This window comes from Bdellovibrio sp. SBM16, from assembly GCF_056175625.1.
The window spans coordinates 59,672-83,787 of record NZ_JBJKJG010000004.1; the positions used below are offsets into that span (position 1 = coordinate 59,672).

General features: G+C 44.0%; 20 protein-coding genes. 10 read left to right on the forward strand and 10 right to left on the reverse strand.

Going from position 1 to position 24,116, the window contains the following annotated elements; translation table 11 throughout:
- The first annotated feature begins 1 nt into the window (after position 1).
- From hemW to lon, 7 genes are all read left to right on the forward strand, one after another.
- Positions 2 to 1,189, forward strand: a complete 1,188-nt coding sequence (gene hemW / locus AC04MM_RS04920) for a radical SAM family heme chaperone HemW (protein WP_475379212.1) — start codon at positions 2 to 4, stop codon at positions 1,187 to 1,189.
- Positions 1,190 to 1,238: 49 nt separating this feature from the next.
- Positions 1,239 to 1,778 (forward strand): nucleotide exchange factor GrpE, encoded by a 540-nt coding sequence (locus AC04MM_RS04925; RefSeq protein WP_475379213.1) that lies wholly within the window; start codon positions 1,239 to 1,241, stop codon positions 1,776 to 1,778.
- A gap of 2 nt (positions 1,779 to 1,780) precedes the next feature.
- Positions 1,781 to 2,785: a DnaJ C-terminal domain-containing protein gene (locus AC04MM_RS04930; protein WP_475379214.1), complete on the forward strand. Its 1,005-nt coding sequence runs from the start codon at positions 1,781 to 1,783 to the stop codon at positions 2,783 to 2,785.
- The gene (locus tag AC04MM_RS04935) at positions 2,785 to 4,266 is read left to right on the forward strand and encodes a penicillin-binding protein activator (protein WP_475379215.1); all 1,482 of its coding nucleotides are present in this window, start codon (positions 2,785 to 2,787) and stop codon (positions 4,264 to 4,266) included. Before AC04MM_RS04930 ends, AC04MM_RS04935 begins: the two co-directional genes overlap by 1 nt.
- A gap of 181 nt (positions 4,267 to 4,447) precedes the next feature.
- A complete protein-coding gene (locus tag AC04MM_RS04940) occupies positions 4,448 to 4,840 on the forward strand; it encodes a TraR/DksA family transcriptional regulator (RefSeq protein WP_475379216.1) in 393 nt (130 codons plus the stop codon).
- A 178-nt stretch (positions 4,841 to 5,018) separates the two neighbouring features.
- Positions 5,019 to 5,414 (forward strand): TraR/DksA family transcriptional regulator, encoded by a 396-nt coding sequence (locus AC04MM_RS04945; RefSeq protein ID WP_475379217.1) that lies wholly within the window; start codon positions 5,019 to 5,021, stop codon positions 5,412 to 5,414.
- A gap of 175 nt (positions 5,415 to 5,589) precedes the next feature.
- Positions 5,590 to 8,010 carry an endopeptidase La gene (gene lon / locus AC04MM_RS04950; protein ID WP_475379218.1) on the forward strand — a complete coding sequence of 807 codons (2,421 nt, stop codon included), beginning with the start codon at positions 5,590 to 5,592 and terminating at the stop codon, positions 8,008 to 8,010.
- Positions 8,011 to 8,112: 102 nt separating this feature from the next.
- On the opposite strand, the gene AC04MM_RS04955 is transcribed toward lon, so the two are convergent.
- Positions 8,113 to 8,613 carry a hypothetical protein gene (locus AC04MM_RS04955; RefSeq protein ID WP_475379219.1) on the reverse strand — a complete coding sequence of 167 codons (501 nt, stop codon included), beginning with the start codon at positions 8,611 to 8,613 and terminating at the stop codon, positions 8,113 to 8,115.
- A gap of 193 nt (positions 8,614 to 8,806) precedes the next feature.
- Between AC04MM_RS04955 and AC04MM_RS04960 the strand changes: the two genes are divergently transcribed.
- Positions 8,807 to 10,003: a patatin-like phospholipase family protein gene (locus tag AC04MM_RS04960; protein ID WP_475379220.1), complete on the forward strand. Its 1,197-nt coding sequence runs from the start codon at positions 8,807 to 8,809 to the stop codon at positions 10,001 to 10,003.
- Between the two features lie 68 nt (positions 10,004 to 10,071).
- Here the strand turns inward: AC04MM_RS04960 and AC04MM_RS04965 are convergent, their stop codons facing one another.
- The 7 genes from AC04MM_RS04965 to AC04MM_RS04995 are packed head-to-tail and all read right to left on the reverse strand — an operon-like array spanning position 10,072 to position 17,387.
- Positions 10,072 to 11,532, reverse strand: a complete 1,461-nt coding sequence (locus AC04MM_RS04965; protein ID WP_475379221.1) for an NADH-quinone oxidoreductase subunit N — start codon at positions 11,530 to 11,532, stop codon at positions 10,072 to 10,074.
- Between the two features lie 2 nt (positions 11,533 to 11,534).
- Positions 11,535 to 13,061 (reverse strand): complex I subunit 4 family protein, encoded by a 1,527-nt coding sequence (locus AC04MM_RS04970; protein ID WP_475379222.1) that lies wholly within the window; start codon positions 13,059 to 13,061, stop codon positions 11,535 to 11,537.
- A gap of 3 nt (positions 13,062 to 13,064) precedes the next feature.
- The gene (gene nuoL / locus AC04MM_RS04975) at positions 13,065 to 14,999 is read right to left on the reverse strand and encodes an NADH-quinone oxidoreductase subunit L (protein WP_475379223.1); all 1,935 of its coding nucleotides are present in this window, start codon (positions 14,997 to 14,999) and stop codon (positions 13,065 to 13,067) included.
- 6 nt (positions 15,000 to 15,005) lie between these two features.
- Complete coding sequence (nuoK, locus tag AC04MM_RS04980; protein WP_475379224.1) at positions 15,006 to 15,332, reverse strand: NADH-quinone oxidoreductase subunit NuoK; 327 nt, start codon at positions 15,330 to 15,332, stop codon at positions 15,006 to 15,008.
- Entirely contained in the window at positions 15,319 to 15,852 is a 534-nt protein-coding gene (locus tag AC04MM_RS04985) for an NADH-quinone oxidoreductase subunit J (RefSeq protein ID WP_475379225.1), read from the reverse strand. The genes nuoK and AC04MM_RS04985 overlap by 14 nt, the downstream gene beginning before the upstream one ends.
- Before the next feature lie 9 nt (positions 15,853 to 15,861).
- Positions 15,862 to 16,989, reverse strand: coding sequence for a complex I subunit 1/NuoH family protein (locus AC04MM_RS04990; protein ID WP_475379226.1), 1,128 nt, complete (start codon positions 16,987 to 16,989; stop codon positions 15,862 to 15,864).
- Between the two features lie 26 nt (positions 16,990 to 17,015).
- Positions 17,016 to 17,387: an NADH-quinone oxidoreductase subunit A gene (locus AC04MM_RS04995; protein ID WP_475379227.1), complete on the reverse strand. Its 372-nt coding sequence runs from the start codon at positions 17,385 to 17,387 to the stop codon at positions 17,016 to 17,018.
- 227 nt (positions 17,388 to 17,614) lie between these two features.
- Between AC04MM_RS04995 and mfd the strand changes: the two genes are divergently transcribed.
- Complete coding sequence (gene mfd / locus AC04MM_RS05000) at positions 17,615 to 21,148, forward strand: transcription-repair coupling factor (protein ID WP_475379228.1); 3,534 nt, start codon at positions 17,615 to 17,617, stop codon at positions 21,146 to 21,148.
- 4 nt (positions 21,149 to 21,152) lie between these two features.
- On the opposite strand, the gene AC04MM_RS05005 is transcribed toward mfd, so the two are convergent.
- Both AC04MM_RS05005 and AC04MM_RS05010 read right to left on the reverse strand, forming a co-directional pair.
- Positions 21,153 to 21,929 carry a hypothetical protein gene (locus AC04MM_RS05005; protein ID WP_475379229.1) on the reverse strand — a complete coding sequence of 259 codons (777 nt, stop codon included), beginning with the start codon at positions 21,927 to 21,929 and terminating at the stop codon, positions 21,153 to 21,155.
- 9 nt (positions 21,930 to 21,938) lie between these two features.
- Positions 21,939 to 22,721 (reverse strand): hypothetical protein, encoded by a 783-nt coding sequence (locus tag AC04MM_RS05010; RefSeq protein ID WP_475379230.1) that lies wholly within the window; start codon positions 22,719 to 22,721, stop codon positions 21,939 to 21,941.
- A 249-nt stretch (positions 22,722 to 22,970) separates the two neighbouring features.
- On the opposite strand from AC04MM_RS05010, the gene AC04MM_RS05015 reads away from it, so the two are divergent.
- Entirely contained in the window at positions 22,971 to 24,050 is a 1,080-nt protein-coding gene (locus tag AC04MM_RS05015; RefSeq protein ID WP_475379231.1) for a CapA family protein, read from the forward strand.
- Positions 24,051 to 24,116 lie beyond the last annotated feature (66 nt).

Below are 24,116 nucleotides of genomic sequence, written 5' to 3' on the forward strand. Positions count from 1 at the left end.
TATGGCTGAACCGTCGGCACCTCAACAGTTTGGGGTCTACATACATATTCCCTACTGCATTCAGCGCTGCTCGTACTGCGACTTTGCAACCTACGTGCAATCAGAAATCTTGGTTCCCGAAAGATACGTGGCCCTGGTCAAAGAAGAAATCCCTTTGCGCAAACACTACTTCGGTTTATCGCAAGACGCCGAAAAAAAACTAAATACGGTGTACTTCGGCGGGGGCACGCCCAGCCTTATTTCTTCTGATTTAATTGTAGGCCTGATTTCCGAACTCAACAAGCATGGGTTAACAACTGGTCCTGATGCAGAAATCACCATTGAAATAAACCCTGCAACAATTGATGAACGCAAACTAGAACATTATTTGTCGGCCGGAGTTAACCGTTTTAGCGTTGGTGCACAAACATTTCATGACCGTTTATTAAAAATGGTTAAGCGCGAGCATAACGCCAAGCAAACACTGCAGACTTTAGACCTGTTACGACGCTACCAGCTTAATTTTTCATTCGATTTACTTTTCGCGTTACCAACGCAGACGGTAGCTGAACTCAAGCAGGATGTGGAAATGGCTGTGGAAATCGGCTCATCCCATATTTCCCCATATTGTTTAACCGTTCCGGAAGCGCATCCGCTTTCGAAGAACCGCCCGCTCGAAGATGAACAGGTTGAGATGTTTGATATTATTCATCAACACTTGACTGCAAAAAACTTCAATCGCTACGAAATCTCGAATTACAGCTTGCCCGGTAAAGAATCGCGGCACAACCGCCTCTATTGGGACGATCAAGCTTACTGGGGATTGGGTTTAAGCGCCCATTCGTATTCAAAAACATCTGCCTGGGGCCACCGCTTCTGGAATCCGAACAACATCGATGTTTACGAAAAACAGATCCGCAATCAGCTGGCGCAACTGCCGGAAAACCAGATTGAACTGCTGGCAAAACATCAGGCGCTTACCGACTTTTGTCATACCTCACTGCGCGTTGCAGAAGGGCTTTCGCTGGCTTGCTTAGAGAGCAAATTCGACGCACAGGCGCGGAATAAAGTTCTAGAAATTGCGCATCCAATGCTCCAGCATGGTTTAATTGCCCTAGAAAATAATCACCTAAAACTGACCCACAAAGGCGTGTTGATCAGCAATCAAATTTTCGAAAAATTCACGTTCCTGCAGGTTGACATTTCATAGATAAAACTCACACTTTATGGGTTAATATTTTGTAAATAGCGAGGACCCTATGGCTGAGGAAAAAAACACAAAACCTGAAACACCTAATGGCGAGGCCACGGTTGAAGGCGCTGCGACCGTAGCACCTAAATCTGATTTAGAATCAGCTCAAGAAGAGATGATGAAATGGAAAAACGAATATCTGTATTTGCGTGCAGAATTTGAAAACTATAAAAAGCATGCCATCAAAGAACGATCTGATCTTTTAAAGTTCGGCATTGAGCGCATCGGTCGCGACATTCTGGAAGTGATGGATAATTTTGAACGCGCTTTACAAACAAAGGTCTCTGCAGAAACGCTGCAAACTTATAAAAGCGGCGTTGAGATGACAGCCAAAGAACTTAAAGAGACTTTAAACAAACACGGCATTCAGGAAGTGCCCAGTGAAAATCAGGCCTTCAATCCTTCATTTCACGAAGCCATCAGTGCCGAGCCGACGACGGCTGTGCCTGAAGGCCACATTACCAAAGTCTTTAAAAAACCTTACAAACTTCATGATAAAGTGATCCGCATGGGTCAGGTTGTCGTTGCCACAGCCCCTAAACAATAACTATGAATAAAAAAGATTTTTATCAAACATTAGGTGTCACTAAATCAGCTTCGCCTGATGAGATTAAAAAAGCCTACCGCAAGCTGGCCATGCAATATCATCCCGATAAAAATCAAGGCAACAAAAAGGCTGAAGAAAAATTCAAAGAGATTTCTGAAGCCTACGAAGTCTTAAGCGATGCTGAGAAGAAAAAAAATTACGACATGTTCGGACACGCCGGTGTTAACGGCAATCCGTTCGGTGGTGCCGGTGGCCAGGGTGGCGGTCCGTTTGGCCGCGGCGGTAATCCGTTTGGCGGTGCCGGCGGCTTTGGCCAGGCCGATATCAACGATTTATTCGGTGATATTTTTGGCGAGGCGTTTGGCGGCGGCAGATCGCGCACCTCATCGACGTCACAGCAGCGTTCGCGCGGTGGTGGCAAAGGTTCTGACTTACGTTACACGCTAAATATTACTTTTGAAGAAGCCGCTACTGGAACCGAAAAGGTGATCAGTTTTGTTCGCCAGGTTGGTTCACGCGAAGAGGCCGCCAAGCTGTCTGTGACCGTTCCGGCCGGAGTTAAAGACGGTCAGCGTCTGAAGCTTTCAGAAGAGGGAGATAAGCCGTCTTCTGGAGCGGCCGGCGACTTGTATGTCATCATCAACCTACAGGAACATTTGTTATTTAAGCGTGAAGAGGCCGATGTAATGCTGGATCTTCCGGTAAAGTACACCGAAGCCATCTTAGGCACGGAAATCGATATTCCGACCTTAACCGGTAAAGCGCAGATCAAAATTCCTGCCGGAATTTATTCTGGCCAGGTCTTACGTTTAAAAGGCAAAGGCTTTCCGCGCATCGGCGGTATCGGCAATGGTGACATGTTAGTTCGCCTCTTGGTCGATACTCCGCAAAAAACCAACACACGCCAGAAAGAGCTTCTCGAAGAGCTAAACCGTTACGCTGACGAAACTCCTTTGGTAAAATCTTACAAAGAAAAGCTAGAAACATTATTGAGGTCTCGTAAATAATGAAGAATTTGATCTTAACTCTTACCGCTTTGTTCGTGTTTCATGGCTGCAGCAGCACGCCTTCAATCGAAACCCGTCACAAAGTTATTCCCCCGAAAAGAAATGAACATGTGGTAACATCCGACAAGACCAGCAATAACACTGTTGCCCCGTCGTCGATTTACAACCCGCTTCCGGCCGCAGCAGCTGCTACCCCGCAGCCAACAGCCATTGTTGCCCCATCACAACCGGAAGTGGTTGTTCCGGAAGTTAAAAATTTTAGTTTTTCAGAGGAAAAAACCGAAAAACCGCGTTCAACGGTAAGCTTTGATTCCGATGCCCAAAAAATCGGGGTCATTCTTCCGATCACCGGTAAAAATGCAAGTCTTGGCCAACGCGCTTTAAATGCCATTCGATTAGGTCTTGGTCTTGAAGATAAAAATCCAACTTTTCAGTTAGCTGTTTACGACAGCCAAAGTAATCCCGACACGGCCGCCCTTGGCGTAGAAAAACTATTACGTGATGACAGCGTGGTAGCACTGCTTGGTGGCTTGAGTTCGAAAGAAGCACAGAACATTTCGGCTAAGGCTGAATTTTTTCAGGTGCCGTTTTTTTCGTTTTCGCAAAAGTCTGGTTTAACCGATGCAACTGAGTACACCTTCAGAAACTCGGTAACCCCTGAAATGCAGGTTGCACGCTTACTGCAACACGCATTTAAAACCTTAAATGCTAAACGCTTTGCTATTCTTTACCCGAACGATGCCTACGGCATTGAGTTTGCCAACAAGTACTGGGATCTGGTTTTGGCCGGCGGCGGTGAAGTTGTTGCAGCCCAGGCCTATGACCCTAAAGACACTGATTTAGATATCTACGTTAAAAAACTACTGGGCACTTACCACATCGAAGCCCGACTGGAAGAGTACAAAGCTCGCCAAAAAGAAATCGCCGAAAAGAAGAAAAAACAAAAAGAACTAGAGCCCAACAAAAAGAAAAACAGCCGTGAACACGAAGCGCAGGAAAATATTCTGCCGCCGGTTGTGGATTTTGATGTGCTGTTTGTTCCCGACAGCGGCCGCGCTTTGGGTCAAGTCATGGCGTTTATGAAAAATAATGACGTCACCCAAATGACGTATCTTGGAACGAATTTATGGAACACTCCGGATCTGTTCCGCCGCGTGGGCAATAGCACGAGCAGCGTATTTTTCGTCGATGCAAGTTACAGTTTAGAAGAGCAAAAGAAGTCTGATTTTCACAACAAGTACGTTGCTAAATACGAAGAAGAGCCAACCATCGTAGAAGCCCAGATTTTCGAAGCGGCGAAGATCCTTAAAGACACCATTGGCCGCAGCTCTATCGGCCGCAGTTCTTTGGCCTACCAGTTAGGGATCTTGGGCCGTAAACAGGGCGCCTACGGCGAAATACGCATGAATAACAACCATGAAATTGAACGCCCGCTGCACATCTTTAGCTTAAGCGAAGGCGTAATCCAAAAAACCGAATAAATCTTAAAAATTTTGCAAAACAAAGCCGACTTTAGTCCTATTTCGGGGCCTGGGTGCGGCTTTTGTGGCGTTTTTCATCATTTCATTAACCGCTTTTGCAAATAAACGCGTCCCATCTGCAAGAACTAGCAAATGGTCTAGTCCTTAGAAATGCATAGAGTGCATGGTGGGAGGAGTTTAGATGAAAAAGGATTTTTTATCAGAACAAACAATTCAGGTGTGTAGAACCAAACTTTTAACCTTTAAAAGTAACATCCTGAACCAAATGAAGAGCATGGCCGCAGATTTTAACTCAGTAGATAAGTCACGAGGTGACGAAAGTGATCTATCTGCAGCCCACCAGGAAGAACATAATTTTTTGATCGCACAGACCCGCATGAAAGCCCAATTATTAGAAATTGAAATGGCCTTAGGCCGCATTGAGAGCGGAAACTACGGCATCTGCGAGGAAACTGATGAGCTCATCGAGACTGAGCGTTTACTGGCCATTCCTTGGACACGTCTGAGCATTGAAGGGGCAGAAATCCGCGAGTCGCAAACAAAAAAAGCAGGCAAAGGCTATCTTGCTTTTTGATTCTACAAATTACAGATTTCGTTTCAGATTCTGCGCTCAAGTTTGGTCGAGCGCAGCAATAAAAATGAATTATCCTTCTCGTTTTTGATAGACAGAAATCCCTCTTAAGTTAATTATCGCAACACTTCGAAACTATGTTTCAACATATCAACTGGCGCAGGTCAGTGAGGGGGATTTGGTGAAAAATACAGAGAATTCGGAAGCGTTAATTATGTCGCCAGAACTGACTATCATCAGAGATTCATTATTATTGCAAAAAAGTGAAATCTTAAATCGTGATAACGAGTTTAAATTGTCACAGCTAGATGTTGCTAAACTATCTGATGAAGGCGACCAAACGGCGCAAGAACTACAAAATAATATTTCAATTCAACTTCACGAACGCGAGAGAAAATCGCTCGTACTTATAGAAAAAACTCTTTCTAAGTTTGCGAACGGAACCTACGGCGAATGCGAATCATGCGGTGATAAAATCGCTATCAAGCGCCTTCAGGCTAGACCTTTGACTCCTTTTTGCATCAATTGCATGGAAGAGCACGAAGAACAGTCGCACAACTCTGGACTTTTCCAATAAGCGGTCGTTTAATTCCAGCCATTAGTCACTAAGAAAACAGAAAGTTTTCTCATGGAATGAGACCTGCTGACATGGATGTCAGTCTTGTTTTTTACAATTTTTTGAAATCCAGACTTAAATTCATTCAAGCTGATTCATTTTGCTCCGATTAGGTTATTACGAAACAGGAGCCAAAATGACTTTTGATAATCAACCAGTTGAAGTACCTCAAACTCTACCGATGTTGCCAGTAAGAGATATCGTTGTATTCCCTTACATGATCATCCCGCTTTTTGTAGGTCGTGAATCGTCAATCAGATCAGTAGAAGATGCTTTAGCTAAGAACCGCCTTATCTTTTTGGCTTCACAAAAAGATATCGCTGAAGAGAACCCGACACCAGATACAATCTACAAGGTTGGTACTGTTGCCAAAATCATGCGCATGAGAAAACTTTCTGATGGCCGCGTAAAAATCCTGATTCAAGGTGAAGCAAAAGCTCAGATTACTTCATTTACAAAAACAACTGGTAGCTACGAAGTAGCGATCGAAAAGATCGAAGATAAAAATACAACTTCAACTCCTGCTGAAATCGAAGCTTTAATCCGCACTGCTAAAGAGTCGATTGAAAAAATCATCGCCCTTGGTAAAGCGTTGTCTCCTGATATCTTATTGGTGTTAGACGATGTAACTGATCCAGGCCGCATCGCTGATTTAATCGCATCTAACTTAGGTGTAAAAGTCCAAGAAGCGCAGAAAGTTTTAGAAACAGTTGACGCTAAAGAGCGTCTGTCGCTGGTGTGCCAAATTTTAGCTTCTGAATTAGAAGTTCTACAAGCTCAGGCTAAGTTGCGTGGCAACTCTCGCGATGACCAACATAAAAATCAACGCGAAAATTTCCTACGCGATCAAATGAAAGCTATCAAAAATGAGTTAGGCGAAAATGCAGCTCAGGATTCAAAAACTGAAGAGATGGAAGAATTAAGAAATAAATTAATGAATGCCGGCATGCCGGAAACAGTTCAGGCCGAGGCCTTAAAACAATTAAACCGTTTAGAGCGTATGCACCCGGATGCTTCTGAAGCAACGATGGTTCGTACTTACCTAGACTGGATGGTTGATCTTCCGTGGAACAAACAAACTGAAGACATCCATGATCTAAACCATGCAAAAGCAGTTTTAGATGATGATCACTATGAATTACAAAAAGCTAAAGACCGTGTAATGGAATTTTTAGCTGTAAGAAAATTAAAAACGACAATGAAGGGTCCTATTCTTTGTTTTTCTGGTCCTCCGGGCGTAGGTAAAACATCTTTAGGCCGCTCAATTGCAAAAGCAATGGGTCGTGAATACTTCCGTATCGCACTTGGCGGCGTTAAAGACGAAGCTGAGATCCGCGGTCACAGAAGAACATACGTTGGAGCTATGCCAGGTAAAATCGTGCAGGCTTTACGTCAATGTAAAACTAAAAATCCGGTTATCGTGTTAGATGAGATCGATAAAATGGCTTCAGATTTCAGAGGTGATCCAGCTTCTGCAATGTTAGAGGTGTTAGATCCTGAGCAAAACACAACTTTCCGTGATAACTATTTAAATGTAGATTTCGACTTGTCGAAAGTTCTATTCATCGCGACAGCAAACGTGGTTGAAAACATTCCACCGGCTTTACGTGACCGTATGGAAATGATCTACATTCCTGGTTACACAGAGAATGATAAATTATTTATTACTAAAAAACATTTGATTAACAGACAGATGGAAGCCAACGGTATCACATCAGATAATATTAAATTTACTGATGAAGGTATTAAGTTCTTAATCGCAGGATACACACGCGAAGCAGGCTTACGTAACTTAGAGAGAGAAGTTGGCTCTGTTTGCCGTAAAGTTGCAAAGCAAGTTGTTATGAACGAGAAAAATTTCGTAGAAGTAACAGCTCAAACGGTTCCTGAGCTATTAGGACCGCCTAGATTCTTACGTGATGACAAAATGCTTGAGCCACAAGTTGGCGTAGTTCAAGGTTTAGCTTGGACTCAGGCTGGCGGTGAAGTTTTACTTATCGAAGCGCTAAAAATGAAAGGTAAAGGCTCTATGATGCTTACCGGTCAATTAGGCGATGTGATGAAAGAATCGGCTCATGCCGCGATGTCTTATGCTCGCGCTCATATGGACGAGTTAGGTATCGAACAAGAGATGTTTGAAAAATTTGATGTTCACGTTCACTTACCGGCAGGCGCTATCCCTAAAGATGGTCCTTCAGCAGGTATCACGTTAACAACGGCGTTAGTTTCATTATTAACTGGTACACCGGTTAGAAATGATATCGCGATGACTGGCGAAGTAACACTACAAGGTCGCGTGTTACCTGTCGGTGGTATCCGTGAAAAGTGCTTAGCGGCACTTAACTTAGGAATCACTAACGTGATCATCCCGATGGCTAACGGTAAAGATTTAGAAGATATCCCGCAGGTTTTCAAAGATAAGATGAATTTCATCTTAGCCGAAAACTTAGATGAAGTGTTTGCGGTAGCTTTTGAGAAGTCTGATCGCTTTACGAAAAATAAGCCCGGCGCTAAAAAAGATCCGAAAAAAGGATCAACCAAAGCTGCAGCGGCCTAAGTTTAAAAAATTAAACGATGTTTCTAAAGGGACTATTCTAAAAGATAGTCCCTTTTGTATTTGTAAGATACTGGTTTACTTTTTTCAAACAGGGTCTGCGCTCTAATAATCCAGGTTCTGTTCGTGAGAATAGCCTGAATATTGCGGGTTGTTTTTTTGATTTAAACGGTGATTTTCGGATTCAAGAACGCGAACCAGTGTACGTAAATCAGAGATTTCTTCTTTTAATGAGACAATCTGTTCTTCTTTTTCTTGTAAAACCTGCGTGTAGGCCTTTTTCAGATCCGTTAATAAACGGTTGGCGGCGGTGATCACGGATTCACCTTCTGCCTTTTGGGAAGCCTCGATAACTGCCGAAGAATCACTCTTTAGGGAGGGGCGATGGGCCTCAGCAGTATTATGGGCTTTGCCTTCAGCAAGGCCTGCGGTGCTCATTCTATTTTCGACAGTTGTTGTTGTTGTTGTAGCTGTCGGGTCCGTATCGAAAATAAAATATTTTCCGTCGTCCAGGCGGTATTGAATGTCCTCAGCTTTGATCCGACGTCGTAACGTGGAAATACTCACTTTATGTTTCATTGAGTATTCAGCTAAAGGTAACCACATTCTTTAGGCCTCCTGGTGACTACTCAAGCCTAGCACAGCCGAAAGGCTTGTCAAACAAGGATTCTAGACTTTTTTCATTCCAGACCTTTGACGTGGATATCCAAAGATATGCGTCATTTTTTAAGCAAAAACCGTGAATAGTCACGACTTTCAGCGGGTTTACACTCGACCTTGATCGTGCTTAACTAGTCTTATGGCGGTGAATATCCACGAAAAGAAAAAGATTGCCCTGGTGTTAAGTGGCGGCGGAATTAAGGCTGCGGCTTTTCATATCGGCGTATGCTTAGCCCTTAAAGAAAAGGGTTTTATCTTTGAGGGTGGCACCAAAGAATCAGTCCAGCTCCGCAATACCAAGGGTCCTAAGATTCAAACTTATGTTGGTTCAAGCGCCGGTGCCTTCGTCAGCTCGGTGCTGGCCTCGGGTCGATCGATTGAATCGCTGATTACGGCCTTCCAGGTCGGCGCCGGTGATTCACCGTTTTATGCCGTTCCCGAAGAAGAGAACTTAAAGCCCATCGGCTACCGCCATATGTTTAACGTAAACAGTGCGCGGATATTAAGTTTTTTACCAGAAACCCTGTTTCGCAAATCGATCTTAACCGGCGGTATTGAAGTCTTTCTCAAAGAGGGCTTTAAATTAAACGGTTTATTTAACACCAATGGCATTGAACGTTATTTGCGCAAATATGTATTAGATGAAAACGAATTTTCACGCCTTGGGGTTGAGCTTTACATCATCGCCACCCAATTAAACCACTCGCGCAAAGTTGTTTTCGGTAACTACCTTGAAAACCGCAAAGATGAAAACACCCTGTATTTAGGAACCTCAAAAGTCTCTGAGGCAGTGGCGGCTTCAACGGCATTGCCGCCGGTCTTTGCACCCTACCCGATTACCCTTCCGGACTATAAAAAAGAAATCTATCTTTACGATGGCGAAATCCGCGACACATTATCCACCCATGTCGCCGCAGACCATGGCGCCGACTTAATTATCGCCTCTTATTCTATGCAGCCTTACCACTACGCCGAAGAAATGGGTTCACTGCATAAGTATGGTATTCCGGCGATCGTCAATCAGGCCCTGTATCAGGTGCTCGAACAAAAAGTGGCGCGCGCGATCCAATTTCAGAACAAGAAAAAGGTTCTTTACACCGAGTTACAGAAAATCTGTAAGAATGAAGGGCTGTCGTCAGAACTCAGCAAAAAAATTCTGGGTGCGGTCGAAGAAAAAATGAATTTTAAGCCCGATGTCGACTATGTTTATATCGCGCCTCGTCCGCAAAATTATGAAATGTTTTTTGCTGACCATTTCTCGCTAAATCCAGAGATCTTAGAGAAAATTCTCTGGATCGGCTTTAAATCCGGATTAAGCACTTTACGTCATCTATAAAGAAAAACCGTCCTGCGGCTGCAGAACGGTTTAATGATTGAAACAGACTCATGAATTTAAGCTTAGGATTAACCTAAGCTTTTTTCGACCATATCAAATAACGGACCAGAGAATAAACCGATCACGATAATGATTAAGGCACAAACGTATACAGTAACTGTTGTTGCATGTAATGAGTGGTCGGCCACATCAGCGTCGCCCTCTTTCATGTACATAACAACGATCGGGCGTAAGTAGTAATAAACGCTGATCACAGAATTGATAACACCCCATAATGCCAGCCAAATTAAGCCTTCATTAACAGCGGCGCTGAATATGTAGAACTTACCGAAGAAACCTAAAGTCGGAGGTAAACCTGCTAACGATAGCATAAAGATCGTTAAGCACATCGCCAGGGCCGGTTGATTTTTCGCAAAACCTGCTAAGTCATCGGTGCCAATAACCGAATTTTCTGAACGCTCGACTAATGAAACAATCGCAAATGCACCTAAAGTCATAATGCTATACGCGAATAGATAAAATAATACACTCGATGCCGAATAGGCCGAATTCTGGCTGATACCTGCTGTGATCAAACCCACTAATAAATAACCAGAGTGCGCTACCGACGAATACGCCAACGTGCGCTTGAAGTTGTTTTGCATTAGGGCTGCAACGTTACCAACAGTCATCGTAATAACAGCTAACCATTGCATAACATCGAACAAGTTTTGCGATCCAACTAACGGTTGCGTTGCAATCACACGCAAGAACGCAGCAAAAGATACGGCCTTAACCGCTGTTGCCATAAATGATGTGACCGGTGTCGGTGCACCCTGATAAACATCTGGTGCCCATGCATGAAACGGCGCAATCGAAACTTTAAAACAAAAGCCTAAAACCACAAACACGATACCAAACAAGAAGAGCTTGTTGGTCTTTACTAAAGTTGCCGCTGATTGCATGAAATCGGTAATGTTTACTGAACCAGAAGAGCCGAACACGAAAGAAACCCCGTACAAGAAAATCGCCGAAGCAAACGAGCCCAGAACGAAGTATTTCATTGCAGCTTCTTTAGAAATTTTTTGTTCGTGCGACATCGCTATCATTAAATAAAGCGATAATGACATTAACTCTAAACCGATGAACACGGTTAACAGGTTAACTGCCGCAACCAAAATAATCATTCCCAGCACTGAGTTTAACGCCAGGAAAATGAGTTCAGAAAACTGTTTGCCGCGTGTCGCTGGATTTTCATACATCATCACCAGCGCCCCTGCCGAAGCCAGGATTGCCAAGAGTGCTGACCACTGGGTTAAACCATCGAATAATAACTGGTTATTAAACGCTGTTTTATCAGAGCCACCGAACAACAACAATAGTCCCGCGGTTGAGCCCAAACCAATTAAGGCGATAACGATTGTTGCGGCAGGATTTTGTTCAGTATTGCCGCGTAGAGTTTTAATCGTTAGCGGGATCAAGCTGAATAAAAACAACACGATCAAAGGTGAAGCTAATAAAACGTCTGTTAGACCTACTGTGATATTCATAACTATTTCACCTCAAGAGTGTAGTTGTGTTTGTTTTCGACTAAGTGCTCAACACTCTTCTTCGAATAATCCATAAAGTGATTCGGGAAAATTCCCATCCAGAAGATTAAGATAATCAGCGGGGTCATGACCAGCCACTCACGCACATTTAAATCGTGCAAAGCGTGCTCTTTGTCTTGTTCAGCATGAGTTACGATTTCACCTTTAGGGCCAAAGAATACGCGCTTAACCATCCACAACATGTAAGCAGCACCCAGAATTACGCCCGATACAGAAATCGCCGCGGCCATCGGTGAGTACTGGAAAGTTCCCATTAAGATTAAGAACTCACCGATAAAACCGTTGGTCAGTGGGACTGCGATTGAAGACATCGTTACGATCACAAACATAATAGTAAAGATCGGTAGAGCGCTTGCTAAACCACCGTATTTTACGATCATGCGTGAATGCGTGCGCTCGTAGATCATACCAATTAACAAGAACAGGGCACCTGTAGAGATACCGTGATTTAACATTTGATATAAAGCTCCGTTTACACCGTACTGGTTCATCACGAAAATACCCAAAACCACATAACCCATGTGCGATACTGAAGAATACGCCACAAGTTTTTTAACATCTGGTTGTACCATCGCAACTAAAGCACCGTACACGATACCGATTACACCAAGAGCCACGAAGAACCACGCATAGTGCTCAGCCGCTTCTGGAAACAATGGAATCACCCAGCGTAAGTAACAGAAAGTACCCATTTTTAACATCACGCCCGCTAACACGACAGAGCCTGGTGTTGGCGCCTCAACGTGGGCATCCGGTAACCAGGTATGAAGCGGGAAAAGCGGAACTTTGATTGCAAATGCTAAAGCAAACGCAAAGAAAAGTAAGGTTTGAGCCGTGAAAAATTCACCGACCACAAATGGGATTTGTAATTTGTAGAAATCAAGTAAGCTTGCCGAAATTGACCCGCCCGTTACTTCCGGTGTTAAGCGCATTAGAAAGATAATCGCTAATAACATTAATACCGAACCCGCCATGGTGTAGATGAAAAACTTGATTGTGGCGTAAATTCTGCGGGCACCGCCCCAGATACCAACAATAAAATACATCGGAACCAGCGATAATTCCCAGAATACGTAGAATAAAACCGCATCCATCGCCAAAAAAGATCCCATCATTGCTGTTTGTAAAACAAAAAGGGCAACGTGAAAGCCTTTAACTCTGTCAGCAATCGAAGTCCAAGAGCCCAGGATAATGATCGGGGTTAAGAACGTCGTCAGCATAATTAACATTAAGCTGATACCGTCAATGCCGATAAAGTACGAAATCCCGAAGCGCGGAACCCATGAATACTGTTCAGCCATTTGTAGGGCTGCTGAATTCATATCGAAGTTTCTTAAGATCGCAAACGACGCTAAAAATTCAATTAACGAAAAACCTAAAGCCAGGTGGCGAATTGTGCTTTTTTGTGGCCATAAAGCCAGGATAGCCGCAAAAACCAGTGGTAAAAATAAAACAACCGATAACAACATTTATTACCTCATCAACACAAATGTTAAAACAACAACGACACCTAATCCGATGTACATTGCGTATTGTTGCATGTTTCCAGTTTGGAACGAGCGGGCTAACGAGCCGGCCCCTTTAGTCAAATCGCTTACCAGATGTGTTGTTTTATCGATAAAGTTTACATCGATATACATCCATAGATTTTGTGACTGCTTGACCAACGGATTGATAATCGCAGCGAAGTACGCTTCATCAACGAAGTATTTGTTGTTAACAACGTTGTAAACCGGACCCATCGTTTTAGCGATTTGTTCATTGGTGTTTTTACCATTGGTGTAAATACGGTAAGCAGAAAACGCAGAGATAAATACTAACGTTAACGACATGGCCATTAAGCCCCACTCTTCAGAAGCCGTGTGCGGAGCCGCAGTTTCAGGAAGAGTTTTGATAACCGGAGCCAACCACTCAGCCCAGAAATTCGGGATGTGGCCCAAGTATTCGCCGATTAAATGCGGCACTCCGATAAAACCACCGATCACCGACAAAATCGCCAACACGATTAATGGAATCGTCATGATGGCCGGAGACTCGTGAGGGTGAACATCTTTAGGTACACGCGACTTGCCCCAGAAAGTTAATGCCATTAGGCGAGTCATGTAGAACGCTGTTAATACGGCACCCACAACACCCGCGATCCATAAAACGATGCTTCCGCGCGGTGATGCGTATGATTGCCACAGAATTTCATCTTTAGAAAAGAAACCCGAAAACAACGGAAAGCCGATAATCGCAAGCCATCCCATTAAGAAAGTAAAGTGGGTGATTGGTAAATATTTTTTAAGTCCACCCATTTTGCGAATATCTTGTTCTTCGTGCATTGCATGGATTACAGAGCCAGAGCCTAAGAACATTAACGCTTTAAAGAAAGCGTGAGTCATTAAGTGCATCATGCCCGGGCCGAATGCGCCAACACCAACGGCTAAGAACATATAACCAAGTTGTGACACCGTTGAGTAAGCCAATACTTTTTTGATATCAAACTGAGTTAAACCAATCGTTGCTGCCATAACTGCCGTGACCGCGCCGGTAATAGCTACAACCATCATTGTGTTTGGCGCAGCTACGAACATCGGATTAAGACGAACGATCATATAGACACCGGCAGTTACCATCGTTGCCGCATGGATTAACGCAGAAACCGGAGTCGGACCAGCCATCGCATCAGGTAACCATACATATAGAGGAACCTGAGCTGACTTTCCCGTCGCCCCGATAAATAACATTAATGTACCAAGCGTCGCAGCCCCTAACCAGCTGGCTTCAACAGTTGTTGGCGCCAAAGCGTTTAGTTCAAACATGTTTAAAGTGCCGAACGAGAAGAATAAAATAAACATACCGATAATGAAGGCCGCATCACCGATACGATTCGTGATAAACGCTTTCATGCCGGCTGCCGCTTTGGCCGCATCAGAAAACCAGAAACCGATGAGCAAGTAAGAGCAAAGACCTACGCCCTCCCAGCCTACGAACATTGTTAATAATGAGTCTCCCAACACCAGGATTAACATGTTGAACACGAAAAGATTTAGATAGGCGAAGTACTTTGTTACACCCTTATCGTGGTGCATGTAACCAATTGAGAATAAGTGGATCAACGAACCTACGCCCGTGATGATCAGGATCATAATCGACGAGATCTGATCAACGACAAAGCCGGCGTTAACTTTAAAACCGCCAACCGCAATCCATTCAAAAAAGTTAGCTGTAAAACGTCTTTGATCAACCGGGGCTGCGATTAAGTCCATCATCAACATCACTGAACAGATGAAAGAGATAAAAACTGCGCCGGTTGCGATCGAACCCGCCAACACGTAGTTTTGCGAACGATATCGAAGACCGTTTAAAAGAAACCCCACAAAAGGGCTTAGTAATAATATTGCAATCAATGCTTGGTGACTCATCTCTAATTACCCTTTCAAGTGCTCGAAGAATCTGATGTTAACTTCTTTAAAGCGTTTAAAGATCGATACCGCCAACGCTAAACCAACCGCCGCCTCAGCTGCGGCAATTGTCATAACGAAGAAAACCATGATCTGGCCTTCGATGTTGTTGTTGTATTTCGAGAACGCCACAAAACTGATGTTAACTGCGTTGAGCATTAACTCAATCGACATTAATAGTACGATTAAGTTACGGCGCAGAAGTACTCCGGCCATGCCCATCGAAAATAATACAGCCGAAAGAACTAAGTAGTGCTCAAGGCCGATAGTTGTGAAGATATTAGTCTCTGGCATGTGTGCCCCCTCTGCTGCGTGATAACGCCACAGTTCCAACTGCAATTACTAAAAGAACTACGCCCAAAGCTTCAAAGCCAAAAACGTTTTGTAAGAATAGGTTTTGTGCAAGCGCCATCGTGTTGTCGCCGTAAGTTTTTGCCGTTGCCTCTGCTGTTTTAGAAACTTCGATAACTTTAGTTCCTAAAGTGATCGCGCCAACAATTAAGCCCGCCAAAATACCGACTGAAGCGATTTTTATCGCGCCTGTGATTTTACCGCGGGTAAACGCCTGAATTTCGTGTTTTAAGTCGAATAACATCAGAACCATGACGAATAAGACCATCACGGCGCCGGCGTAAACGATCAACTGAACACCCGCTAAGAAATACGCGCCAAGTGTTACAAATAGCGCTGCTACGCCGACCATCGTCATCGCTAACGAAAGCGCTGAATAGATCGGGTTAGACATAAGAACAACAGAAAGACCCGCTAAGATCGTAACTGCTGCTAAAAACCAGAATAAAATTGCATCTGTCATTACTACTCCCTAGAACGCAAATTGCGCCGCTGCGAAAATGACGATTGAAGTTAAGATTGTGTTTGCTAACGCCCAAGGAAGCATGGTTTTCCAGCCCAGCTCCATTAATTGGTCGTATCTAAAACGTGGTAAGGTCCAACGAACATGGATAAAGATCCAAAGTAAGATTAAAAACTTCACGTTGTAAGATAAAAAGTGAACCACCGTATTTAAGATATTCGCCGTAGCAGCCGAGCCTGTCAGGCCAGTTAACCACGCATGAATGCCTTCTACGGTTGTGAATGGAATGTTGTACCCGCCCAGGAAGAACGTCGCAAACAAGCCAGACGCGATCATCATGTGACCGTATTCGCCGATGAAAAACATTAACATTTTAAAGCCGCCGTATTCAGTGTGAAAGCCGGCTACAAGCTCTGCTTCGCCTTCTGCTAAGTCGAACGGTAAACGGTTTGACTCAGCAAACGCTGCCGCAAAGAAAATCAGTGCGCCAAGCGGCTGATAAAAAATGCCCCAGTTCGGAAGCGGCAAAGTCGCTGTGTGGCCAAAGCCATTAAATGTTAATAAACCCTGCTGAGCTGCGATCATTTCCGATAAGTTGAATGTGCCATAAGTCATGATCACGCCAACGATTGAAAGACCTAATGCTAATTCGTAAGAAACGATCTGAGCTGCCGCACGCATCGCGCCCATTAGGGCAAACTTAGAACCAGAGCCCCAGCCTGCCATCAAGATGGTGTACGCGGCTAAAGACGAAACGCCCAGGATAAAAACGATACCAACGTTGATTTCAAAACCCTGAATTAAAAATTTTGAATCACCGATAATCAGCGGAGTCGACATCGGAATAGCCATGTAAGCAATTGATGCCGGGATTAACGCAAAGATCGGTGCGGCGTAAAATAAATATTTGTTACCTTTATCCGGTACGAAATCTTCTTTCGTTAAGAATTTTACCGCATCGGCCAAAAGCTGTAATAAACCCAAAGGTCCGATACGGTTCGGGCCGAAACGATTTTGAATGAAAGCCGAACCGCGACGCTCAACCCAAACCAAAATCGGAACAAGCTGAACCATCATTAAGAAAACCAAAACAGTTTTCACTAAGTTGATTGTAATTTCAAAAGGAGTACTTCCCATATCTAACATAAATCAGTTTCCTTTTCCTAGTCCCACTCAAGAGCTTTAGATTTGATTTCCCACCAAAGACCGAAGATGAAGATCGCTAAGAAAATCGCCATCGATCCAAAAACAAAAGGGCCGGCACCTGAAGCGATAAACTCTTTAAAGCCCACTGCCCACGGATACATGAAGATGATCTCAATATCGAAAAGAATAAACAGGATCGCCGTTAAATAGAATTTAACAGAAATTTTAGTATCCTTTTTTTCTTGTTCTGGAATACCACACTCATAGATTTCCATTTTAGCTGCGCTTGTACGTTTTGCGCGGCCGCCCGTCCAGCGTGCTAGGTAAATTAAAATTACCCCAAACACCGCGATAAAAAGCGTGATAAAAATGATCCCACCTAAAGGCATCTTGCCTCCTTGTCGTTTTTGTTTTTTTACGTAATAGTTTTAACTACTTAGTTATACAAAGCGTTCACTTAAAAACCAAATGAAAATTCACGTCTGAATTGAGCTGAAAATCCACCTAAACATTGTTTGTCTTGTCCGCTTTTCTCGAGTGACGAAAGAATATTTTTTTGGCAACATCTGAACTCTTTGAAATATAATTATGATGCATATTTAGGAATCGTTAGTTCATGAGTAGTCAGTATCCGCTGCGTTTGGAAGAAATTCTTCTTCGCGCGGCCAACAAAAAGAAAGAGTTATTCAATGTGGTTGGTTCGCAATCAACCGCAGGCATTTCTTTTTTGTTGTCGCAACATTTCGCTTCTAATTTCAATGGCTTACCGACGCTTGTCGTAGTTTCCAGTTTGGAAGAAGCCGAGCTGGTTGCCAAACAAATGAGCTTTTTTTCTAACGAATTTCACTGTCATATCTTAAAACATTTCGATGTACAGCCGTATTCAGGGCTCTACCCATCGCCATCGGTTTCATGGGACCGCTCTAAATTTTTATATTGGGCCAACCAGCCAAACGCTGAAAAAAACAACATTTTTATCGCGCCGATCTCAGCCCTGCAACAGAAGTCAGCTCCTTACAGTGCCTTCTTAAAAAGATGTCGTGCCATTAAATCCGGCGACGAACTGCCTTCAAACTTGGCCGAATACTTTCATGACCTGGGCTACCAACCGGCTCCGGTTGTTGAAGATCGTGGTCAGTATTCAATCCGCGGAGGTATCGTCGATATTTTTTCCGTGGCCGAAGAAAAACCGGTGCGCCTTGAATTGTTCGGTGATCAGGTTGAAACCCTAAGATATTTTTCTAATATTTCGCAACTTAGTGAAAACGAAACTCGCGTTCTAAACTTGGCTCCGGTATTTGAATATGAATTAACCGATGATAACTTAGAAGCAGTCGTTAAAAAATTTCGCAAACAACTTGGCGACCGTCCGGTGGCCCACGCCGAGCGCGATGAGTTGTTGCGTGAATTAACCCAGAAAACTTTATTTCCGGGTGCTGAGTACCTATTGCCTTACAGTTACGACAGCTTAACATCACCGCTGGATCATTTTTCTTCAGCTTTAAATGTTATTGTAGTTGATCCGGTCGAGGTGGCCCGCAGAGCCGACGAATTTTACCAGGAAGTCGTTGCCGATTACCGCGCGGCTGAAACGACGTTATTTAAGCCCGAGATCGATGAGCTCTATTTTTCTTATGACAAAGTTACATTTCCCGAAGGCTCGCAAACAATCCAGTTTTCAAACCTGGCGTTTTTAACCGAAGAATCGCTGACAGAAGAGCGCATTGAATATAAATCAAGCCCTCTGACTGAGTTTACCCAGCTTGCCTACAATAAAACACCGGGCTCAACAGAATGGGTTTCTGCAGCCGCGCCAAAATTACAGACCTGGCGCAAAGATAAATACAAAATATTTATTTCTTTCAAAAATCAAACCCAGCTTGATCGCCTGAAAAACCTGTTAGACCGGCTGGAAGTCGGTTTTGAAGTAGCTCCCGCATCAGGTCCGGCAAGTTATGACTGGGATAAATGGCTATCTTTTCTTGATCAGGCCAATCAGCCCGCAGTATTGATCCCGCGTGACCTGGGCGAAACTGTTTTGCTCCATGAAGAACAGATTATTTTCTTGCGCGCTGATGATTTTTTCGGTCGCAAGCAGCGGACTTCGGCACAAAGCTCATATGAGGAGTTTTCTAAGAATGCCAAACGTTTAAGTTTCGGTGATCTTAAACCTAACGACCTCGTCGTGCACGTTAAACATGGTATCGGTGTTTATGAAGGTTTAAAAATCATGAATGTCGGCGGTATCGAGTCTGAGTTTATTCAGGTGGCCTACAAGGACAAAGACAAGCTCTATCTTCCGGTTTATCGGGTCGGCCAGCTGCAGAAATTTTCCGGCGCAGCTCAAACGACTATTCTCGACAAGCTCGGCGGCCCGGGCTGGGAAAAAACCAAAACCAAAGTTAAAAAACATCTGCGCGATATTGCGGCCGAACTTTTACAGCTCTATGCCAAACGCGCCGAAATCACCCGCAGCCCGTTAACATTAGATGAAATCAAATACGGCCAGTTCGAGCGCGCATTTCCGTATGATGAGACCAACGATCAGTTGCGCGCGATCACTGAAATCCAAAAAGATTTTCATTCAGACCACCCGATGGACCGCTTGGTGTGTGGTGATGTGGGTTTTGGTAAAACCGAAGTTTCAATGCGCGCAGCTTTCCAGGCCGTGGCCAACAAAAAACAAGTGGCCGTGCTTGCGCCAACCACCGTTTTAACATTTCAGCATTTAGAAACTTTTAAAAAGCGTTTTGCCGGATTTAATTACGAGATCAGATCGCTAAACCGCTTTGTTTCGACTGCAGATCAAAAGAAAACCCTGGCTGAACTAAAAGACGGTAAGGTCGATATCTTGATCGGCACCCATCGTTTATTAAGTAAAGATGTGGTTTTTAAAGATTTGGGTTTATTAATTATCGATGAAGAGCAAAAATTCGGCGTTCTCCACAAAGAAAAAGTTAAAAAACTTAAAACCAATGTCGACACTTTGACATTATCTGCAACACCGATCCCAAGAACTCTGAACATGAGTTTTACCGGCGTGCGCGATCTTTCGATTATCAATACACCGCCGGTCGACCGCTTGCCGACCAGAACATTTGTGTCAAAATTTGATACCGAACTAATCCGCAAGGGCATCGCGGCCGAAATCGCCCGCGGCGGACAGGTTTATTTTATTCATAACCGCGTGCAAAGTATTTATGGCATCGCCGATGAGCTGCGACAAATTGTTCCTGACGCCAGAATGAAAGTCGCCCACGGACAAATGGACGAAGAAGAACTTGAAGCTGCAATGCTTGCGTTTTTTAACCACGAAATAGATGTTCTGATCTGTACCGCCATCGTTGAATCCGGCATGGATGTGCCGCGCGCCAATACCATGTTTATCGATCAGGCCCACATGTTCGGGTTATCACAACTGTATCAGCTGCGTGGTCGCGTCGGCCGCAGCAAGGCCCGTGCTTACTGCTATCTATTAATGCCAAAAGACAAACGTTTGGAAAAAGATGCGCAGGAGCGCTTGAAGATCATCCAGGATAATTCGGCTTTAGGTTCTGGAATCAAGATTGCGCAGTACGATTTAGAATTGCGTGGTGCCGGCAATATCTTAGGCGATGATCAGTCAGGACATGTTAATTCGGTGGGCTATGAAATGTACATGGATCTGCTCAACGAGGCGCTGGCAGAAGCCAAAGGCGAATCAACACCGGATCAGGAATTAGATCCGGAGATTAATCTGCGAATTCCTGCTCTTATTCCTGATGTGTACATCAAAGATATCCGTATTCGCTTAAGTTATTACAAAGCATTAGCTGATATTAAATCACAAGAAGATTTAGATCAGATCGAAAACGAGCTAAAGGATCAGTTTGGCGAATTACCTGAACCTGTGGTTAATCTCATGGGACTTATGCTGATCCGCCGCCAGTGCAAAAACTTAGGGGTGCGTGATATCAGCGCCGGATTAAAAAATATTTCTCTGGTGTTTACCGAGCAGACCAAACTAAAACCACAAACCGCGATTCAGCTTGCTATGCGCGAAAATAAAAAATACTCGATCACACCGGATCAGCGTTTGAATGTTCGCATGAATAATATCACCTGGTCGGGTGTTTACGAAGAACTGCAATATCTATTAAGTTTGGTGTAAGTAGTTATTCCGGATAAACAATCTGGATGTCGGCCAGACGGTCTTTTTTGGATTTCTTAATGCGCGCTTTTTTTCCTGCTTTAACAGTGACCTGCTTTTGTTCATCAAACACGTAATCTGCTGCCGCCACGTTTTCTTCTTTAGTCTGAACATTTTTGCGGCTCTTTTTTAATTTGATAAGGCGCACTTTCACAGCACCTTTATCTACCGCAATATTTTCGCTGCTATAGTCTTCGCCGTTAAGCTCGGCAATAGCCTGATTTAAATCGACATTATATTTTGTTCCGACTGGTATGATTCCCACATTCGGCGTAACTACTTCAAACACATCATTGCTGCTGGTTTTACATTGCTGCTCGCGCCCCAGGTGGTCAGAAGTATACTGCGCGCTACCGCTTGTTTGCGCAAAGCTAACAGAACATATTTTTTGTTCGTCAGATTTATTCATTTGCACCACAGTTAATGAAGTCTGTGGCTGCATTTCGATAATCTGACCGGTCGATGGCAGAATAATTTTGGCGGCTCCGGATTTGGCGACAATAGTCATGCCGGCCGCTAGTGTCAGGTTACTGTCGATTTTAACTTCTTCGCCATTTTCGTTGGTTATCAACAGCGATCCCGCCCCAGAGATTATGGCTCTTGGTAAAGACTTATCGGCAGGCGCTTGGCTTTGTTCGGCAATCGCACGCAACAGCTCATCAGATGCCGGTGAGCGCAAGCCACAGGCAAACACATCTTGTACAGAGATCAGTAAAAAAGCTGCCAACACATAAATTCGCATTTATACCTTTTAGAACTCGAGCTTAAGTCCCAGGCCAAGGCCCGAACTAGATAAATTGGCCTCACCATCGTCTGAGCCCAGCGCTCCAACCAATGGGTCTGGCTCTGCGTAAGCAGAATAGCTCGTGTAGAAAATATCTAAGTATGTATTTTCAAGGCCCGATGAGCGCAAACCTTCGGCCGTTGTCGTGGGATCAATCCAGTTTTCGATCCAGTTGAGTTGCACTAGCATACCAACCTTAAAGTGCGCATTAGGCTTGGTAATTAGTGTTTCAAATACATTTTCTGTTCCGGTGTAACTGTTTTCTTCCCAGTCAATCTGATGAATCCCGCCCTGTGCGTACGGCACAATCCATGGTTCAGACATTAAGTTGTCTAAGGCAAAATTTAAGCCGAGCTTGGTAATTTTAACGCTCACGCCATCGAGATTTTGTTCTTCATTGGCATAAGTTCCCATTCCGTAGCCAAACAGACCAGAAAGCGAGCCCAAAGAAAAATTATACTTTACGCCGATTTCAGCTCCGATGACCGGGATATCTTCGCCGCCAGAAATTTCTTCGTAGGTTCTGTTTTGAATAACTGAAACATGTTCTGCCGGAAAATAGCGTTCATAATTCACCGAAAACAACGCACCAAAATCTTTGCGGCGTTCTTTATACGGCTCTGTTAAATCCTGTTTGCTCTCAACAATAATTTCATTATCTGCCAGTGGCTCGGAATAATCCTGCGCCAACGCAAAAGAGCTTACGCTTGAAACGGCAACAAGAAGACATGCTTTTAAGAGTGAATTCATAGCTATTTCATTCTAGCTTTATTCTCTGCAGCCTGTTGATCGTTTGTTTAGAATATCCAGAATTTCACTTAAAATGAAGACGAAGGTTTTAGGACTTTTGTCTATCCTGCCAATGTCAAACTTTTAGACGCTGACTTTAGCTGTCTCATTGTAAATCGCTTATACGAATTTTAGCTGTTATCTCGCATATAGACGACTATGGCTGGAACGAATGTCGCAAACCATTCTGCAGTAACGAGGAGACGTCGTATGCTTGCCCCTTCTTCAAAATTAAAATTATTTTTTGCGGCTTTTATTTCTTCGCAACTTTTAGTTTCTGCGGCGATTGCAGCTTCTGACGATATCATGATCAGCGCTGTCGGCGATGTGATGATGGGCACAAACTATCCCGACGAGAGCATGTTGCCCCCGAATGATGGTTTGGGATTATTCGACCCGGCCAAACAATGGATTCAGGCTGCTGATGTGCGTTTCGCAAATTTAGAAGGAACCTTGTTCGACGGCGACCCACAACCCGACGGTAAAAGACCGGGTCCGAACCGTTATCTGTTTAAGACTCCAACCGTTATGGGTCAGCGCCTAGTCGACGCTGGCTTTAATGTGATTTCACTGGCCAATAATCACGTCAAAGATTTCGGCCAGGCAGGAATTCAGTCTACCAAATCAACCTTGGCTACATTAGGTTTGCAGTATTCATCTAAGGCCGGTGAAGTTGCCTTGCTTTCGGCAAAGGGCCACAAGATCGCATTAATCGCCACAGATTTTTACGCCGGCAAACGCAGTATCACTAACCCGCTTCCGGTGTATGAAGAAATTCGCAAACTAAAAAACGAAGGATATATTGTTTTGATTTCTTCGCACGTGGGCGGCGAAGGATCCACGAAGGTTTCGCTTGAAGGCACAGAAATGTATCTTGGTGAAAACCGCGGAGATTCGGTGAAGTTTGCCCGCACAGCTATTGATGCAGGTGCAGATTCTATCATTATGCATGGCCCACACGTTCCTCGCGCTATCGAGCTCTATAAAAAGAAATTAATTATCTACAGCTTAGGTAATTTTTTAACTGGCCGGGGCATCAGTACGAACGGCATCTCTGGACAAGCGCCGCTGATTCGCTATCAGATCAATGCCAAGGGCGAATTTGTCGGTGGTCAGATTATTTCGTTCATCCAGCATAAGGGTCCACACCGTATTGAGATTGACAAAAAGGCCGGTGCCTTAGTTACGATCTACAATATGACTCAGCAGCAATTTGGCGGTGGTGGAATCAGTTTTTCAAAAAACGGCATCATCGCTCCGGCAGATAAAAATAGCGGTTTTCTGCCGTAGTTAAAAGGCCGACCGGCCCTTGTTCGCTGCCGAGATATCACTTCAGGCACAAAAAAACCAAGGCTT